The organism is Agarivorans sp. QJM3NY_33 (genome assembly GCF_050870865.2).
Lineage (GTDB): Bacteria > Pseudomonadota > Gammaproteobacteria > Enterobacterales > Celerinatantimonadaceae > Agarivorans.
In genome coordinates, this window is sequence record NZ_CP194039.2 from 3,340,286 (window position 1) to 3,357,770 (window position 17,485).

Sequence of the window (17,485 nt, forward strand, 5' to 3'; positions counted from 1 at the left end):
CCATTGCAAACGTTTTGTTAGTTGGGTGGGTGTCTTGTTTGATGCTGTGTTTGATGTTGGCCAGTTTTCTAGTGGCATTTGAAGTCGGTTAAGAATGTTTTCAGTACTAGCAAATTAGAATGGGTGTCTCAATAATTCCTTAGAATTCTCAACTAAAAGTGTCCAGTTTGGGTTGACCAGTACAGTGGGTCTTGTTTGATGCTGTGTTTGATGTTGGCCAGCTTTCTAGTGGCATTTGAAGTCGGTTAAGAATGTTTTCAGTACTAGCAAATTAGAATGGGTGTCTCAATAATTCCAGGTGTTCGTAGCGATCTCAGCGCTATAGATACCACCTCCACCGACTTTATGCAGCAAGCGTTAATCCCCTCGGGGAGTGAAACCCATTCCGGTGAAGATGTCGCCGTATTTGCGATGGGACCTCAATCTTACCTGCTTCAAGGTGCGATTGAACAAAGTGTAATCTTTCACGCCATTAACCAAGCAGCGGCCTTGGGCGGCAACGCTTATATAGGTAAGGAGTAAGACCATGAAACTGAATTATTTAGCCTTATCCATTGCAGTCAGTTCGACACTTGTCCTCACAGCCTGTAATAACGACGATAACAACAGCGCTTCTGTACAGCGCAGCGAATGGGTTGCCCCTAGCAGCGAGAGCGCCAATCCAACAGCAATTAACAGCTGGTACAATGCTGGCGTTAAAGCCGTTGCCGAAGCGAAAATGGCTTGGCAAAAAGACACCGCAGTATCCGCTTTAAGCACCGCACAAGGCAAAGCCAAAAACGTAATTTTGTTCATCGGCGATGGCATGGGGATGTCTACAGTCACCGCTGCGCGGATCCTGCAAGGACAAATCAATAACCCGGCAGGTGGCGAAGAAAATAAACTTAGTTTTGAAACCTTCCCCTTCACCGGTTTATCTAAAACCTATAATACCGATGCTCAAACACCGGATTCTGCAGGCACCATGACTGCCATGATGACTGGCGTGAAAAGTTTTGCTGGCGGGATTAGCATCGCCGAAACCGCTACCCGCGGCGATTGTGCCAGCGCCCAAGGCAAAGAACTGACAACCGCCCTCGATCTGGCCAAAATGGCAGGTATGAAAGCTGGGATTGTTTCTACCGCACGAATTACCCATGCAACGCCTGCCGCCACCTACGCCAAAGTACCAGAACGCAACTGGGAAAATGATAACGAAGTGGTTGCGGGTTGTAGCGACATCGCCAAGCAACTGATTAACTACCAAGTAGGCACTGGTCTAGACGTGGTACTCGGCGGCGGTTTACGCAACTTTACCCTCACCACTGATGGTGGAAAACGCTCTGACCAAGACTTAACTCAAGCATGGCAGACCGCTCATCCAAATGGCAGTTTTGTGAGTAATCGTGATCAATTCATCACGGTTGACCCAAGCAATACCAGCCAATTACTGGGTCTATTTGGTAGTTCACATATGGACTATGAAGCCGACCGCGAAAAATATGGTAGTGCCAGCCAACCTTCACTCGCTGAAATGACCGAAAAAGCCATTGAAATGATGCAAGGCAACGAGCAAGGCTTCTTCCTAATGGTAGAAGCAGGCCGTATTGATCACGCGCACCACGCCGGTAATGCCAGTCGTGCACTGAAAGATACCATTGCCTTATCCGATGCCGTGGCAATGGCCGACAGTTTAACCAATGATGATGACACGCTAATCATTGTCACTGCCGACCACTCCCATGTATTCACTATCGCGGGCTACCCCCGCCGTGGTAATCCGATTTTGGGTCTAGTGGAAAATCAAGATGGCAGCATCGCCAAGGCTGGAGATGACAAACCCTACACCACCGTTGGATATACCAATGGCCCCGGTGCAGCGGGTTCATTTAGCGATGGCACGCGAGCGGACTTAAGCCAAGTTAAAGTACAAGACTTGGATTTCATGCAGCAAGCAGCCGTGCCCATGGGGAGCGAAACCCATGCCGGTGAAGATGTTCCGGTTTACGCCAAAGGACCAGCCGCAAGCCTGATCCGCTCTACCATGGAACAGAATGAAATTTTCCATGTCATGAACTTTGCCAGCAACTTGGTTGAACGCGCGAATGCCGTTGAATAAATTAATTGGCAGCACATTTTATTAGTACGATAAGGGGGCCTAGCCCCCTTTAAAGGATCATCAATGTCTCGACGCTACACCGCCTTTATTATTTTGTTGTTCAGCCTGCTGAGCAGCCATGTGATGGCTTTACCCGAAGTGACGGCCACCTATCAAAGCACCTCCAAACAAGGCTTTAATAAGAAAGTTTCAAACTTCACTTTCAGTCGCAATAATCAGCAAGTGGTGACCATCTATCCACAAAAAAATACAGCTGAATATTGGCAAAAAAGTGCCGATGGTCGCCACCAATTTTATCGTTTTTTTACCGCAAACCAATGCAGTGTCTATTACCCTAGCAGTGACTTACGCAGCCTTAACATTAATCGTAATTGGGATAGCATCGAGCAATTAGTACCCGCAATTTGGCTGACTCGCCTGAAAAAAATGCCCGCGAGCCAACAAGCAGATAGCAGCACTATCGAACACTATAAAGGCCAACTTGGTGAGCTATGGATTGAGCTGGACTGGCGCAGCGAACAGCAAATTCCGCAGCGCTTACTCACTAAAAAAGGCTATAAAAGCAAAGAGCTAATATTGCAGGACTTCAGTCTCGACACCAAGTCCATTGAACAACAGCTTGTCGGCTGGATGCGCTTTTCGTCGATTGATTATGCTGATGTTGGCGACAGTGAAGATGACCCTTTCCTTGCTCAAATGATCAATCAAGGTTTTATCGAACATGCCGCGTCTAGCGTCTATGATGCGAACGGCAAAATGATCAAAAGTGGCCACGTCCACTAAAGGAATGCAGCGAGGCCCACTTGGCTTCGCTTACATCGGGCAAACAACCATTAAGCTTGCTGCAACGCAGCTAAGTCGTGACCAACAATCGCGGCTAAATTTGCAGTGATTTTTTCCGCTGACCAATCCCACCATGCAATTCGAAGCAAAGCTTCAATAAGCGATGGCTCAAAGCGATTTTTAATAACTTGAGCAGGATTCCCCCCCACCACACTGTACGCGGGGACATCTTTGGTCACCACCGATTGACTAGCAATCACCGCACCGTGACCAACTTTAACCCCGGGCATAATGGTCGCTTGATAACCAATCCAAACATCGCTGCCAATTTCAGTATCACCTTTAAAGGGTAATTCTCCCGCTTGAGGCATGGCTTTTTGCCAACCTTGACCAAAGATCTGAAATGGGTAAGTCGAAAATCCTGAAACTTTATGATTGGCACCATTCATGATGAATTTCACATCTTTGGCTATTGCACAAAATTTGCCGATAAGCAGCTTATCGCCAATGAATGGAAAGTGATAAAGCACATTTTTTTCAAAGTTTTCAGGCCCATCGGGATCATCATAGTAGGTGTAATCCCCCACCAAAATAAATTCACTTTTAATAAAGTTTTTCAGGTAACCCACTTGGGGAAATCCCTTCATCGGTTGTTTATCATCAGGGTTGGGACCAAACAAAATTACCTCCTTACGGGAATACGAGTGAATCATTGCAGTTAATGCATTCATGATGCGCCGATAAACATTCAATGTTATACAGCGCAAGACTGTTGTTATCTCAGATGAATATTAATTGGTACTTAAAAACGCCTCTCCGTTCGTTTGGTTATCGCTTGGGAATCATTTCCGAGACGGTTTTAAGCGGCGAGCAATTCATTAACCATTCGCTGTGGCCAGTATGTATATCCGTCTGCTCTTGAACAAACGAAAATCCTTGCTGCAAATAAAACTGACAAGCGGGATGATTATTTTTATAAACAGTCAACATCAACTCATGACGCTTGCATTTCGCATCACCGATCAGCGCCTTACCAATCCCTTGACCTTGCAACGATGGCTTTACAAAGAGAGCTGCCAGCGTATTGCCATGCAGTGCGTAAAAACCACCAACGCTTGATTGCTGCTGGTAAACATAAACTTCCGAATTCGGTAAATAAACATCCCGCATAGTTGCAAGTTGAGCGTGCCAAAAGGAAGATTCAACAAAATCATGGGCGATGCGCGAAGCATCAAGCCAAATATTGAGAATTGAGTCCATATCATCAACTTGGAAAGGTCGGATCATAAACTACTCCAATCGGTCAAAACGAGAGATGGCTTTTAGCAAACTTAAAACTAAACAACAGTTTCCCACGCAATGTTTTGTAATTGTTATGCCACACTAGTATTTCTATAGTAATGGCGGTAATAGCCGATTAAGTTGCTGGTGATGAATAGCGCTTCCATTAATACTGCAGTTGGTGAACCGACCAGATAATTATGGGCCAGCCAAAAACAGGTGCCAACGATCATCAACTGCCTTAATCTTTGGTCATTGCTGTTGAACGCGGCGACCGTTTGAAAGACCGAGCCTAAGCAACTCAGCATACTAGCGACACCAGCATAAGTCAGCACCGTCGCCAATACAGAAGTGAAACAAAATAGATATTTAAGCTTAGCCGAGCTTGAAAAAATACTCACGAAGTATCGGATCGTAGCTATCCCCATGAGACTGGTGGCCGTCCACTGACCCAGCAGCGCAAAATGCAAAGAGATTAAAATCCCAGCACAAAACAAGCATGTCACTATTTTTGCTCTCTCCCGAAACTGAAACGACATAAAGTCGAAGCAAATAGCGACGGCAACGAATAATTGAGAGATTAGAAATAACGACATAAGGGCCTATTACATATTGATCATTATAGTGTAAATAACTGGGAGCTTATTCAGGCGAAACCGACCGGATTAAAGCTTTGCGACTAGATCCATTCTTGATCTGCATATGCCACTGTCATATCGCTTTTTAAGGCCCCGGTATGCGCGGTACTGGCAGGCTCTATCATCATGAAATGAGTGTCTGGCTCTGCACGAGGGCAATGCTCCACACCTTTTGGTACAACAAACATCTCCCCTACACCTAGCTCAATATCCTTATCTCTCAACTGAATCGTGAGATGGCCTTTAAAAACCATAAATAGCTCATCCTCGTGTTGATGTTGATGCCACACCAGTTCGCCACTACCTTTCGCAATTTTAACGAGTTGTCCGTTAGATTGAGCAATCACCTTAGGCGTCCACTCTTCGCTAAACAATTCAAATTTATGACTAATCGTAATCTTACTCATTTCATTCCTTCAGTTTTATTAGAAATAAAAACAGATAATAAGCAGCATATCTGAGCGAATATGGCCTAAATACATCATCGCTTAAATCATTAAAATATCATGGAAAGCTTGGCTAGAAAGCACCTTCAATCATTACAGTTTGGGTTCGGGCAAAACCGGAGGCGTGCTATCCATATAAGTTAAGAAATTTTCCCATAGCTGATGCGTCCGCAGTTTGGTCAGCTTGGTTTTACAAGACAGTGCCATCACGCCTCGAATCGATCCCTCCCGCCACTGGGTATACACAGAATCACAGTGCGATTCATAGTATTTTCGCCAATCTTGCTGCGCCAATTTAATCGCGTCAAGCAATTCAGGATCATCCTCATTGTGCTTTAAACTGGTCGCAAGATAGCGTTGCATTTGCTGTTCGGCCAAATCTAATTCGATTCCAGCACAGTAATTAATGTCGAGCGTCGAATAGGCTTTTTCACAATCTATGGTTTGTTCTGTTGCGGAAACTAAAAACACAAAACATAAGCCAAGCAAACACCAATAACGATTCATCATCTTCCTATTCACCAATTTCGAATTAAAAATTAGTTTAACAGTAAGTCGATTTAAACACTCACCTTTGATGGATGGCTGAAGATGCCGAATGCATCAAAACGTTCGGCAATTCAAGCACGAGAGATTGAAACACTTCTAATTTAAATGGTCGGGATAAAGGGGTTAATAATACGCCCGCTCATACAAGGCAAGTCGCACGTTGATGCATCATGATTCATCATTCTCCCGTATACATCACTGAGCTCAGCCTTTAATAAATCAAGCTAAATTGCTTACGATAACCTTTGGGGCTGATCCCATTTAGTTTTTTAAACACTCGAGAAAAATACAGAGGATCGTTATAACCCACCTGTAAGCTAATCCGGCTAATACTCACGTTATTGGTGATCAACAACTGCTTGGCGCGGCTAATTCGTTGATCGTCTCGCCATTGAGTAATGGTCATGCCCAGTTCATCACGGAATAAGTGACCCAGGCGAGAGCTCGATAAACAGACTGTTTCAGCGATCTCTTGGTATTGAAAGTCTCGCGTTAAATTGCGAGTCATAAAATTAATGGCGGTTTCGATACGTGGATCTAAAGCCTTGCTACGTACATCCGGTTGCATCTGTTTACAGCGCAGTAACAACTGCTCTAATAAATTCAAGGACAACTCTACATCGAAGGGATCGCCAGTTTTCGAATGACGTTCCACATCTTGAAATAGATGTTCTAGTTCAACTTGCTGTTCCACTCCCGGCTTGGGTGAGAAATAAACACCATTTTTGATTTGTGCCCACTGTAGCCAGTCTTGCCAAAAAGCACGCGGACGAAAATAGACCCAGCGATGTTTCCAAGTATCACTGTCAGCCTGTCGACGATAATAATGGGGTACTCCCGGTGGGAATAACAACAGATCGCCAGCACTTACATCAAATTGCTTATCCCCTTGAAAAACTGAACCTTGCCCTTCGCAGGTATAGTTGATGATAAATCCCTTCATCCCTTGAGGACGATCGATACAAAAATCTAAATCTTCACCTTTTGTAATTGGGGTTAAACCAGCGACTAAATGCGCATCAAAATTATAACCCGGCTTAAGAGGATCGTTTTGCATATGCTTTAAATAGGTTTTATTTGAAACAATTGTCGAAATCATAGCATTAGATTCTCAGTAGTTTGTGTTTGTTGGATCGCAGATATGAACAAGGGTTGCTTAGCAACCCTTGTTCGCGGGTGATTAACCCAAAGAGTTCAAACGATAATGCAGATTGTTATGGCGTAACTCCATTTGTAAAGAACGGACATCGGTCGAGTTGTCAATAATAATCAGTTCAATATCATGCACTTGTGCATAATCGATCACCGTTTCCATGCTCAGGGCTTGAGTATATACCGAGTGGTGAGCCCCACCCGCATGGATCCAACTCGCAGCGGCAACCGGTAAATTTGGTTGTGGCTGCCATAGCGCATGCGCAACCGGTAAGTTGGGCATGTCTTCGGGCAAATCAACCGTATCCACCGCATTAGCGATTAAACGGAAGCGATCCCCTAAATCAATTAACGACAAGTTAATTGCTGGTCCAGCCTTCGCCGAGAATTTAAGCCGCGGAATATCACACTTACAGCCAATGGTATGGCGAGCAATAATTAGTTCGGGTTTATTTTCACTAATACTTGGACAAACCTCTAACATATGCGCCCCGAGCACCTGATCAACCGCACCGAAGTCGTAGGTATAATCTTCCATAAAGGAGGTACCACCCGCTTCACCTTCAGTCATTGCCTTCACAATGCGAACCAAAGCTGCGGTTTTCCAATCACCTTCACCGCCATAACCATAACCTTTGGCCATCAAACGTTGGGTAGCGAGGCCTGGCAAGTTAGTCAAACCATGCAGATCTTCAAAGCAGTTGGTGAAGGCCATACAACCATGGTCGCTTAGGAAACGCTCCATACCAATTTCTAAACGGGCTTCGTTCACCAGTAACTGGTAACTTTCTGGATCACTCAATAAAGCTTGATCCACTACGTATGAAGCACAATATTCATCGATGAGGCTGGCACAATCATCGTCTGACACCTTGTCGACATAAACTTTAAGGTCACCGACCCCATAGGCATTGACTTCGTAGCCAAATTTAATTTGTGCCGACACCTTATTTCCATCCGTCACCGCCACCTGACGCATATTGTCACCAAAGCGCGCCACTTTTAGGCTTTCGGATTCATACACACCACGAGTTGCACGGGCCCATTGATCGACTTCTTCCAATACCCGAGGTTCTTGCCAATGCCCAACCACCACTTTACGTGGAACATTCATTCTGGTCACAACAAAGCCAAACTCTCGGCCGCCGTGAGCGCTTTGGTTAGTATTCATAAAGTTCATATCAATACTTTGCCAAGGCAGATTCGCATTAAATTGGGTATGTAAATGCAGCATCGGCTTATTGAGCTGACCTAAACCAGCTATCCACATCTTGGCGGGAGAAAAAGTATGCATCCATAACATGATCCCAGCACAGCTTTCATCGCTATTCGCGCGACGCATCAGTCGACTGATTTCTGCGGCATCGGTGACCACCCCTTGGTCTACAATATTCAGCGAAATCTCTCCGCTGTCATTTAAACCCTGAACAAGCTGATTGCTGTCATTGGCCACTTCTTCGAGCACTTTAGGCCCATACAAGTGTTGCGAACCAGTTACAAACCACAGTGATAGAGTTGAATTAGTCATATAAAAATTTCCTTAATTAACGCGAACCTTTTTGACCGTAATAGGCATTTTTACCGTGCTTACGTAAATAGTGTTTATCAAGCAGCCCCTGATTAAGTGAGCCGACCTGCGGATTCAGTTGACGGGTATACAGCGCCATTTTTGCCACTTCTTCTAAAACCACTGCGTTATGTACAGCATTCTCGGGACTGGTTCCCCAACTAAACGGACCATGTTCGCTCACCACGATACCTGGCATAGCAAGTGGCGGAGTATCGGCCAGCGTTTCGATAATCACTAAACCGGTATTGGCTTCATAATCGACGTCAATCTCAGACTGAGTGAGTGGCCGAGTACATGGGATATCGCCATAGAAATAGTCAGCATGAGTGGTTCCAAGTGCAGGGATAGCTAAACCCGCTTGTGCCCAGGCACAAGCAAAGGGGGAATGGGTATGTACGATGCCTGCGATCTCTGGGTATTGCTGATACAGAGCCAGATGAGTGGCGGTATCAGAGGAAGGTCGAAGCTCTCCTTCTACGACTTCACCAGCCAAATTGACCACCGCCATATTCTCGGGGCTCAGCTGTTCATAGGCCACGCCACTGGGCTTAATCACCACTAAACCGCGCTGACGGTCGATACCGGAAACATTTCCCCAAGTAAAAGTCACCAACTTGTGCGTTTGCAGCGCCATATTGGCTAAATACACCTGCTCCCGAAGCTGGGCCAGCGTCACCGCGGTATTATCTCGATCAGCCATCAATTTTTCTCCCCTTGCTGAGCGACCAAGCTTTCGACACTCTCACCAAGCTGACGATATTGCAGATGTCGCTGTTGATAGAAAGCTACCCGCTCAGGATTAGGTTGATAGGTTAAATGAACCGCACTAGCCATTGCTTGCTGAGCACTCGCGGTATTGGCATATACTCCAGCAGCCACCGCCGCAAAAATACCAGCGCCAAGGGCGCAACATTGTTCGCTGTCCATGACCAACAGCTCGCAATTCATCACATCCGCACAAGTTTGCATGACTAAAGGCGATTTTTTGGCAATACCACCAATCGCAATCACCCGCTTCACTTCCACTTGTTGATTCACAAAACAGTCCATGATCGCCTTGGCACCGTGCGCCGTCGCTTCGACCAAGCTATTAAAGATCATTGGCGCACTAGAGCCCAAGTTCAGCCCAGCCACTGTGCCCGTGAGGCGCTGATTAGCGAAGGGGGTCCGACGACCGTTATGCCAATCCATTGCGACCGGATCGGCTAAGCTTTGTGCCTGACAATGGTCGCTAAGCAACGGAATTAAACTTTGTTCAAGCTGTTTGAGGGCTGCCGCCGCTTCGGGACTTTGGCCGGCAATTTGCTGCAGCGGCCACAATAGCACTCGCTTATACCAGGCATATAAATCACCAAAAGCCGATTGACCGGCTTCTAAGGCCACCAACTCTGGCATCGCGCTGCCTAATACCTGACCACAGATCCCTTCAATAGTACGCTCGCCCAGCTCGGCCGGATCGACCATCAAAATATCGCAGGTTGAAGTCCCCATCACTTTCACTAAGTCATGAGCGCCCGCGCCAGCCCCGACCGCGCCCATGTGACAGTCAAATTCACCAACGGCTACCGCAATACCTGCCGGTAAACCGAGTTTATCGGCCCACTGTTCGCTCAAATAACCCGCCACTTGATCGGCGGTGAACACCTGTTGATACATGCGTTCACGCATCCCATCTAAGCTCGGAGAAATAGCACTTAAAAACTGTTGATCAGGCAAGCCGCCCCAAGACTCATGCCAAAGGGCTTTGTGCCCTCCAGCACAGATCCCCCTTTTGATACTATCTGGCGCCAAATTATCGGCCAGTAGCGCGGGAACCCAATCGGCAAGTTCCACCCATGCGTAAATTGATTTCGCCAGTTCGGGATCCTGCTCTGCAACCCAAGCGGCCTTCGCCCAAAACCATTCGCTGGAATAAACACCTCCCACATAACGGGTGTAATCTTCAAATTCTCCACCATGAGCAAGCTGATTAATTAACTCAGCTTTCGTTACACTGGTATGGTCTTTCCATAGAATGAACATTGCATTGGGGTTATCTTTATGTTCATCGAGTAATGCTAATACTCTCCCCTGCGCATCAATCGGTGCGGGAGTTGAGCCGGTGCTATCAACACCAATCCCAACAATATTACCTCGAACGTCTGCACTACAGCCGTCCAGCGCCTGCATAATGGCGGCGCTCATCGCATCGATATAGTCCTGAGGATGATGTCTAAATTGAGAAACTTCGGCCTTGGAATATAAACCTTTCATCCATCGAGGGTATTCACTAACACTGGTACCGACTTCTTGACCATCGTCGGTTCCAATAATTAGAGCCCGTACTGAATCTGATCCAAAATCGAGCCCGATCACATAACGCTGCTTATCCACCCGCCACTCTCCTGATAATTGCTACATTATCAATATAGTGGTCGTTGCTTGGTAAACCTGCCATAAACGATAACGCTATTGTCATGGATATTATCGTTACTTAGAAAATTATCAATCATGGGTCAAAATATTGAGAATCGCTATGAAAAGCCTTTCTTATAGCAAAAATCACGTTTTTTCACGGCAAATATGTACAAATTTGTCAATTCACATACTGGCAACATGTCAATAACAGCTAAATATATGGATAAGAACGCTGTCATGCCAAACTTGTCGTTTTGTTAGCGACTTATTTTTAAAAGATGATGAATACTTGTCCCAGTTAAACGAGAGACGCAATTAGCTCGACCCTTAACTTGGTGAAAGATTAGCTAAATATTTTACACGGAGCGAAAAAATGAAGCTTTATAAAACCCTCATAAGTGCAGCAATGGTGAGCCTGTTGGCGCTTGCGCCATCAATCGCTAGCGCAAAGAAAACCGTTGGTATTGCGATGCCAACCAAATCATCGGCCCGTTGGATCGGTGATGGTAATAATATGAAAGCATTATTTGAAAAAAGTGGATATAGAGTTGTATTGCAATATGCCGGTGATGATATTCCTAATCAATTGGCGCAAATAGAAAACATGGTAGTACGTGGTGTCGACGCGCTGGTGATTGCCTCTATCGATGGGACAACCCTATCGAAGGTACTAGAACAAGCCGCAGAAAGTGATATTCCAGTGGTAGCTTACGATCGCCTCATTAAAGGCTCACCTCACGTGAGTTACTACGCCACCTTTGATAACTTCCAAGTCGGCGTATTACAAGCACAAACCATCGAAAAAGCGCTCGATCTCGCGAACGGCGCTGGACCTTTTAATATTGAGTTATTTGGCGGTTCCCCCGATGATAACAATGCCTACTTCTTCTATAACGGCGCAATCTCTGTACTACAGCCTTACCTTGATAGCGGTAAGTTAGTGATCCGTAGTGGTCAAACTGGCATGGAAAAAGTGTCAACCTTACGTTGGGATGGTGCAACCGCACAAGCACGGATGGATAACCTACTCAGTGCCTACTACACCGACGAACCTATTGATGCTGTCTTGTCTCCCTACGATGGCATCAGTATTGGGATCTTATCTTCATTGAAAGGGGTTGGTTACGGTAGTGGCGACTTAAAAATGCCTTATGTCACCGGACAAGACGCTGAACTGCAGTCAATTAAATCAATTATTGCCAACGAGCAGGGCTCTACTATTTTCAAAGATACCCGTGAACTTGCCAAGGTTACAGTTGGCATGGTTGAAGCGTTGTTAAGTGGCTCCGAGCCACAAATCAACGACACTAAAACCTATGACAATGGCTATAAAGTTGTCCCTTCCTTCCTACTCAAACCAGTTCCAGTAGATAAATCAAACTGGGAAGAAATACTTATTGGTAGTGGCTACTACAGTAAAGACCAGCTGTAGTGTCGATTTGAGACCTTTTGATCCATGTGTCAAAAGGTCTCGCTTATTCGATCCTTGATTTTCCTGAGGGAACTATGAATACCATTTTAGAAATGCGCAATATCACCAAAACCTTCCCTGGTGTAAAAGCGCTAAACAACGTCAGCCTCAGTTTAGACAATGCTGAAATTCACGCACTAGTGGGCGAAAATGGCGCGGGTAAATCCACGCTGATGAAAGTTCTCAGTGGCGTATATCCACATAGTAGTTTTGATGGTGAGATTGTTTATCGGGGCCAAAAACAACAATTTAATACCATTTCAGATAGTGAACACAAAGGCATCATCATCATTCACCAAGAGCTCGCCTTGGTTCCGATGTTATCGATTGCCGAAAATGTATTTTTAGGGAACGAAATCGAAGACAAAGGTGTCATCGATTGGCCACAAACCTTCCTTAAAACCCAAAAAGTCTTGGCCAAAGTTGGCTTAGGCAATGAAAATCCGCAGACAAAAATTCAGAATTTAGGCGTGGGCAAACAACAATTGGTTGAAATTGCCAAGGCACTTTCCAAAGACGTGGAAGTACTTATCTTAGACGAGCCAACCGCCAGCTTAAACGAAACCGATAGTGATGCCCTGCTCGAATTACTGTTAGAGTTTAAACGCCAAGGCATTGCTTCAATCCTGATTTCCCACAAATTGAATGAAGTGGCCAAAGTCGCCGACAAAATTACGGTGATCCGCGATGGCGGAGCGGTGAGCACCATGGATTGTCGCACCCAGCAGATCAGTGAAGATGACATTATTCGCGATATGGTTGGCCGCGAATTACAAGACCGTTATCCACACCGTAAAGCCACCATTAGTGAAGAAATTCTCAGCGTGAATAACTGGGAAGTTTATCACCCACTACACAGTGAACGGCGAATCATTCATAACATTGATTTTGCGGTAAAACGTGGACAGGTGGTTGGTATCGCTGGACTAATGGGAGCTGGTCGAACCGAATTAGCCCGCAGTATTTTTGGTCACTCTTATGGGCAAAAAATATCGGGCGAATTAAAATTACATGGCAAACCAGTCAAGCTCAATACCATAGAAAAAGCCATTGAAGCAGGTTTAGCCTACGTGACCGAAGACCGGAAGGACTATGGTCTGGTGTTAATCGACAGCATTTTGCACAATATTCCTTTGGCAAATTTGTCGGCTATCTCAAATCATACGGTCATTAATAACGCGCAAGAAACCATGCTTGGCAATGACTACAAGAATAAGATGAACATTCGCTGCTCATCACTCAGCCAGCATACCGATAACTTATCGGGTGGTAATCAGCAAAAAGTAGTGCTTGCCAAATGGTTGTTTGCCGATCCAGAAGTCCTAATCCTCGATGAACCCACTCGGGGCATCGATGTGGGCGCAAAATATGAAATATACACACTGATTAATCACCTCGCAGAGCAAGGAAAAGGCATCGTCATCATCTCTTCTGAAATGCCAGAGCTATTAGGCATGTGTGACCACATCTACGTGATGAATGAAGGGGAGTTCGTGGGTGAACTCACTGCCGAACAGGCATCTCAGGAAAAAATTATGCAATTGATCATTCAATCGGGGAGAGAATGAAATGAGTACCAAAGTTGTAAACAATGCTAAAGATAGCGACAACTCGGTGAGTGGATTTGGCGCTGTCACTCGTCATCTGAGAGAATATGGCATTTTATTAGCCCTGATTGTGATTATGGGATTCTTTCAGATTATTACCGAAGGCACCCTACTCAAACCGGTTAACCTTACCAACTTATTTTTACAAAACTCCTATATCATTATTATGGCCTTAGGCATGTTACTGGTGATTGTTGCAGGTCATATCGACTTATCGGTCGGTTCTGTCTGTGGCTTTGTCGGCGCGCTGGCTGCGGTGTTAATGGTTAACTTTGACTTTAACTGGTTTGTTACGGTGATCATTTGTTTAGCCGCAGGTTTCGTGATTGGAGCAATGCAGGGCTACTGGATCGCTTATCATAAGATCCCAGCGTTTATTGTGACTCTAGCGGGCATGTTAGTCTTTAAAGGTTTAACCATTGCGCTGCTACAAGGGCAATCGGTAGGGCCATTCCCTAGTGAATTTCAGGCTTTAAGTTCGGGGTTCATTGGCGATATCTTTGATATGCACAAATTTAACCTCACTTCTTTCATCTTAGGAATTATTTTAGTCTCAGCTTTTATCGGCTTTAACTTACGCAGTCGCCTCAAACAACAGCAGTTGATGCCCAGCGAAGAACCCACCAATGTATTTTTACTCAGAATTGGTTTCATCTCCGCGGCGCTACTCTACTTGGTCTATTTATTGTCTACCTATAAAGGTATTCCCAATATTTTAATGGTAATGGCCCTGCTCATTTCACTGTATGTATTTATTACCAATAACACCACTATCGGACGACGCATCTATGCCATTGGTGGTAACGAAAAAGCGGCCTTGATGTCAGGAATTAATACCAAAAAAATCACCTTCTTAACTTTTGCCAATATGGGAATGTTAGCTGCGCTGGCAGGTTTGGTATTTGCGGCTCGACTTAATACGGCTACACCAAAAGCGGGTTTATCTTTCGAACTGGATGTGATTGCGGCGGTATTTATTGGTGGCGCCTCGGTACATGGCGGCGTTGGTAAAATCATGGGTGCGGTGATTGGTGCATTCATCATGGGCGTGATGAATAACGGTATGTCAATCATGGGCGTTGGCATCGACTGGCAACAAGTCATTAAAGGTTTGGTATTACTGGCTGCGGTTATTTTCGATGTTTACAGCAAAAAACGCAGTGCATAAATTTGAATGCTTAAGCCGAAGGACTTAAGCCTATAAAAAAGAGATTAAGTCCCGACTTAATCTCTTTTTTTTATGACCGATACAGCTCGCCCCTTAGTGAAACACCGATACTTGCTGCTGCAGTGCATCAGCCATGGATTGTAATTGCGTGGCACTGTCGGCGCTTTTCGCCGCGGTATTGCGGCCATCGGCATTTGCCTCACTGAGTTTGGCGGCATTGGCGGCAATCTCTTGAGACACCTGCGCCTGCTGTTCAGTCGTGGCGGCGATAGTCTCCGATTGACTGGCAATTAAACTGACTTGCTCAGTAATCTTGCTCAGAGCCTCACCGGTATTAGCGGCATGCTCGGTAAACAACTCACCCCGTTGTTGGCTCTCACTCATCATGCTCACCGCATTGCCAGTACTGGCTTGCAGTTTCCCAACAATGGCTTCCACTTCTTTCACCGAATCTTGGGTTCGTTTGGCTAAGGTTCGAACTTCATCGGCGACCACCGCAAAACCACGACCTTGTTCACCCGCCCTCGCAGCCTCAATTGCCGCGTTCAAGGCAAGTAAATTGGTTTGGTCTGCAATTTCGTTGATCATTCGTGTTACATCTTGAATATTACGGCTCTCTTCTCCCGCCAAAGCTATCGCTTCAGAAGACTGCTTCAGCTGTTGATTCAGCAAGCCAATCTCTGAAATCATCTGCTCAACTAAATGAGAGCCATGTTGGCTACTGCTATCGGCTAAACGCACACTGCCGGCGATATCTTCGACTTGATGCGCCACCGAATTTGCCGATGCAGCCAGTTCTTCTATCGCCGCAGCGACCTGATCCACCTGAAGCTGCTGGCCATCGAGCTGTTGCAAACTATTTTCAGAATCGGTAAATACACTGCTCGCCTGCTGTTGCACACGATTACTAGTGTCTCGAATATGAGTAATCAATTGATTGAGCTCTCTCGCCATTTGGTGCACGCCTGCATTTAAGCGCTCAATCTCGTTATCGGCTTCGGCGTTACCCTCGCCCATCTGTAGGCTCATTTCGCCAGCACCCATGCGTTCAATATTTCCGGTTAAGCTGAGCAAGGGTTTAGTAAAGCGACGCACAAATAAACTGAGCGACACAAAACTCAAAATTGCAGCGAATACAGCAATCATGATCACAATATGCAGTAAATCGCGACTGGCTTCGGTGACTTCCTCCACCAAGGTTCCGCCTAATAGCTTCCAATTCCACCCAGGGACTTCGGCATAAACCAAATACTGTTCAGCAACCTTACCTTGATGCTCAGCAGTAAAGCTAATCACCCCCGAAGCTTGCTCAAAAATCTGTTTAAATAGTTTATGTCCTTGCGCATCGACCCGGTCGATGATCGAAGCTCCATCCTTAATATAGGGATGATAAAGATAGTTCCCTAAGGCCTCACTTGGGCTATTATCCACGACAATACTGTGTCCGGTTTTACCCCAATTAATTTGCGACAAATTAGCGAAAATACGCTGGGTCGGTTCTTCAATGGGGATCCCAATAAAGCTTAAACCCATGACTTTTCCTTGAGGTGTTTTCAAGGGATAGTAATAGGTCAAATAGTCATGACCAAACAATTTGACCTTGGCGTAATAATCTTGACCGTTCATCAGACGTTGATAACCCGGATGTTGCTTGCCCAAGCGACTCCCAAGTACCCGTTGACCATCTTGGTTGGTTAATGAGGTGCTCACCCGAATAAAATCATCACCACTGGCAGAAAACAAAGTGGCGACCGCACCAGTATCCTGAGTAAAGCGATCTATTTGACTAAAATCCCCTAACAACGACTGGCCGTTAAGAACAATCTCATAGACCTTAAACTGTTGGTAATTAACCGACTGAGCCAATACTTGAAAGCCGTCGAGATAACCATTTCGAAAGGTTCGCTCCAACACTTTTGCTTGTTTTAAATAATCGTCAAACTCACCAGCGATATTCTCAGCTAAAGCTTCTACTTTAGATCGATGATCGTACATGGTTTGTTCAAACAAAGCTGCAGCGGCTTTTTCATAAACCAGAGAGCTAATCGCACCAAACGCAATCACGATCAATAAACCCACAAATAATTGTAGTTGTAAGCCAATTCGGCGATGGCCAAAACCGTTTAAAATGCAAAATGCTTGCATAAATTTGTAACCTAAAAAAATGTGAATGCGGATGCTACAAAAATGGAAAATTTAAGTAAACACGAGTCACCAACAAATTGCGTTTCTTTTGCTATCGATCAATATCAGCCAAAAAAAGCATAAGATACCGCACTTGTGAATTTATATTTTTAAAAAAGAATAGAAGGCAATGATTTAAAC

Annotated in this window: 16 protein-coding genes; 6 read left to right on the top strand and 10 right to left on the bottom strand. The window is 45.3% G+C overall.

Annotation, left to right across the window (positions count from 1 at the left end; translation table 11 throughout):
• The first annotated feature begins 276 nt into the window (after positions 1 to 276).
• The 3 genes from ACRRSY_RS15045 to ACRRSY_RS15055 all read left to right on the top strand — a co-directional run bounded on the left by ACRRSY_RS15045 (position 277) and on the right by ACRRSY_RS15055 (position 2,881).
• Positions 277 to 522 (top strand): alkaline phosphatase, encoded by a 246-nt coding sequence (locus ACRRSY_RS15045; protein ID WP_432463591.1) that lies wholly within the window; start codon positions 277 to 279, stop codon positions 520 to 522.
• Positions 523 to 532: 10 nt separating this feature from the next.
• Entirely contained in the window at positions 533 to 2,098 is a 1,566-nt protein-coding gene (locus tag ACRRSY_RS15050) for an alkaline phosphatase (protein ID WP_432464725.1), read from the top strand.
• A 63-nt stretch (positions 2,099 to 2,161) separates the two neighbouring features.
• Positions 2,162 to 2,881 (top strand): hypothetical protein, encoded by a 720-nt coding sequence (locus ACRRSY_RS15055; protein ID WP_432463592.1) that lies wholly within the window; start codon positions 2,162 to 2,164, stop codon positions 2,879 to 2,881.
• A gap of 50 nt (positions 2,882 to 2,931) precedes the next feature.
• Here ACRRSY_RS15055 and ACRRSY_RS15060 read toward each other — a convergent pair whose 3' ends face one another.
• From ACRRSY_RS15060 to ACRRSY_RS15100, 9 genes are all read right to left on the bottom strand, one after another.
• The gene (locus ACRRSY_RS15060; RefSeq protein WP_432464727.1) at positions 2,932 to 3,594 is read right to left on the bottom strand and encodes a Vat family streptogramin A O-acetyltransferase; all 663 of its coding nucleotides are present in this window, start codon (positions 3,592 to 3,594) and stop codon (positions 2,932 to 2,934) included.
• 115 nt (positions 3,595 to 3,709) lie between these two features.
• Positions 3,710 to 4,168 (bottom strand): N-acetyltransferase, encoded by a 459-nt coding sequence (locus tag ACRRSY_RS15065; protein ID WP_432463593.1) that lies wholly within the window; start codon positions 4,166 to 4,168, stop codon positions 3,710 to 3,712.
• Between the two features lie 86 nt (positions 4,169 to 4,254).
• Positions 4,255 to 4,758, bottom strand: coding sequence for a YgjV family protein (locus tag ACRRSY_RS15070; RefSeq protein ID WP_432463594.1), 504 nt, complete (start codon positions 4,756 to 4,758; stop codon positions 4,255 to 4,257).
• Positions 4,759 to 4,841: 83 nt separating this feature from the next.
• Positions 4,842 to 5,207: a cupin domain-containing protein gene (locus ACRRSY_RS15075; RefSeq protein ID WP_432463595.1), complete on the bottom strand. Its 366-nt coding sequence runs from the start codon at positions 5,205 to 5,207 to the stop codon at positions 4,842 to 4,844.
• A 132-nt stretch (positions 5,208 to 5,339) separates the two neighbouring features.
• On the bottom strand, positions 5,340 to 5,756 hold the full coding sequence (locus tag ACRRSY_RS15080; protein ID WP_432463596.1) for a lysozyme inhibitor LprI family protein: 417 nt from the start codon (positions 5,754 to 5,756) through the stop codon (positions 5,340 to 5,342).
• 250 nt (positions 5,757 to 6,006) lie between these two features.
• Complete coding sequence (gene araC / locus ACRRSY_RS15085) at positions 6,007 to 6,894, bottom strand: arabinose operon transcriptional regulator AraC (RefSeq protein ID WP_432452421.1); 888 nt, start codon at positions 6,892 to 6,894, stop codon at positions 6,007 to 6,009.
• 81 nt (positions 6,895 to 6,975) lie between these two features.
• The gene (gene araA, locus ACRRSY_RS15090) at positions 6,976 to 8,475 is read right to left on the bottom strand and encodes an L-arabinose isomerase (RefSeq protein WP_432452420.1); all 1,500 of its coding nucleotides are present in this window, start codon (positions 8,473 to 8,475) and stop codon (positions 6,976 to 6,978) included.
• A gap of 16 nt (positions 8,476 to 8,491) precedes the next feature.
• Positions 8,492 to 9,217 carry an L-ribulose-5-phosphate 4-epimerase gene (locus ACRRSY_RS15095; RefSeq protein WP_432452419.1) on the bottom strand — a complete coding sequence of 242 codons (726 nt, stop codon included), beginning with the start codon at positions 9,215 to 9,217 and terminating at the stop codon, positions 8,492 to 8,494.
• A complete protein-coding gene (locus tag ACRRSY_RS15100; protein ID WP_432459748.1) occupies positions 9,217 to 10,890 on the bottom strand; it encodes a ribulokinase in 1,674 nt (557 codons plus the stop codon). The genes ACRRSY_RS15095 and ACRRSY_RS15100 overlap by 1 nt, the downstream gene beginning before the upstream one ends.
• Before the next feature lie 397 nt (positions 10,891 to 11,287).
• Between ACRRSY_RS15100 and chvE the strand changes: the two genes are divergently transcribed.
• From chvE to mmsB, 3 genes are all read left to right on the top strand, one after another.
• On the top strand, positions 11,288 to 12,346 hold the full coding sequence (gene chvE, locus ACRRSY_RS15105; RefSeq protein ID WP_432452417.1) for a multiple monosaccharide ABC transporter substrate-binding protein: 1,059 nt from the start codon (positions 11,288 to 11,290) through the stop codon (positions 12,344 to 12,346).
• A gap of 74 nt (positions 12,347 to 12,420) precedes the next feature.
• The gene (gene mmsA / locus ACRRSY_RS15110) at positions 12,421 to 13,953 is read left to right on the top strand and encodes a multiple monosaccharide ABC transporter ATP-binding protein (protein WP_432452416.1); all 1,533 of its coding nucleotides are present in this window, start codon (positions 12,421 to 12,423) and stop codon (positions 13,951 to 13,953) included.
• Position 13,954: 1 nt separating this feature from the next.
• Positions 13,955 to 15,160: a multiple monosaccharide ABC transporter permease gene (mmsB, locus tag ACRRSY_RS15115; RefSeq protein ID WP_432459749.1), complete on the top strand. Its 1,206-nt coding sequence runs from the start codon at positions 13,955 to 13,957 to the stop codon at positions 15,158 to 15,160.
• 93 nt (positions 15,161 to 15,253) lie between these two features.
• On the opposite strand, the gene ACRRSY_RS15120 is transcribed toward mmsB, so the two are convergent.
• Positions 15,254 to 17,305, bottom strand: a complete 2,052-nt coding sequence (locus ACRRSY_RS15120) for a methyl-accepting chemotaxis protein (RefSeq protein WP_432463598.1) — start codon at positions 17,303 to 17,305, stop codon at positions 15,254 to 15,256.
• Between the last annotated feature and the right edge of the window lie 180 nt (positions 17,306 to 17,485).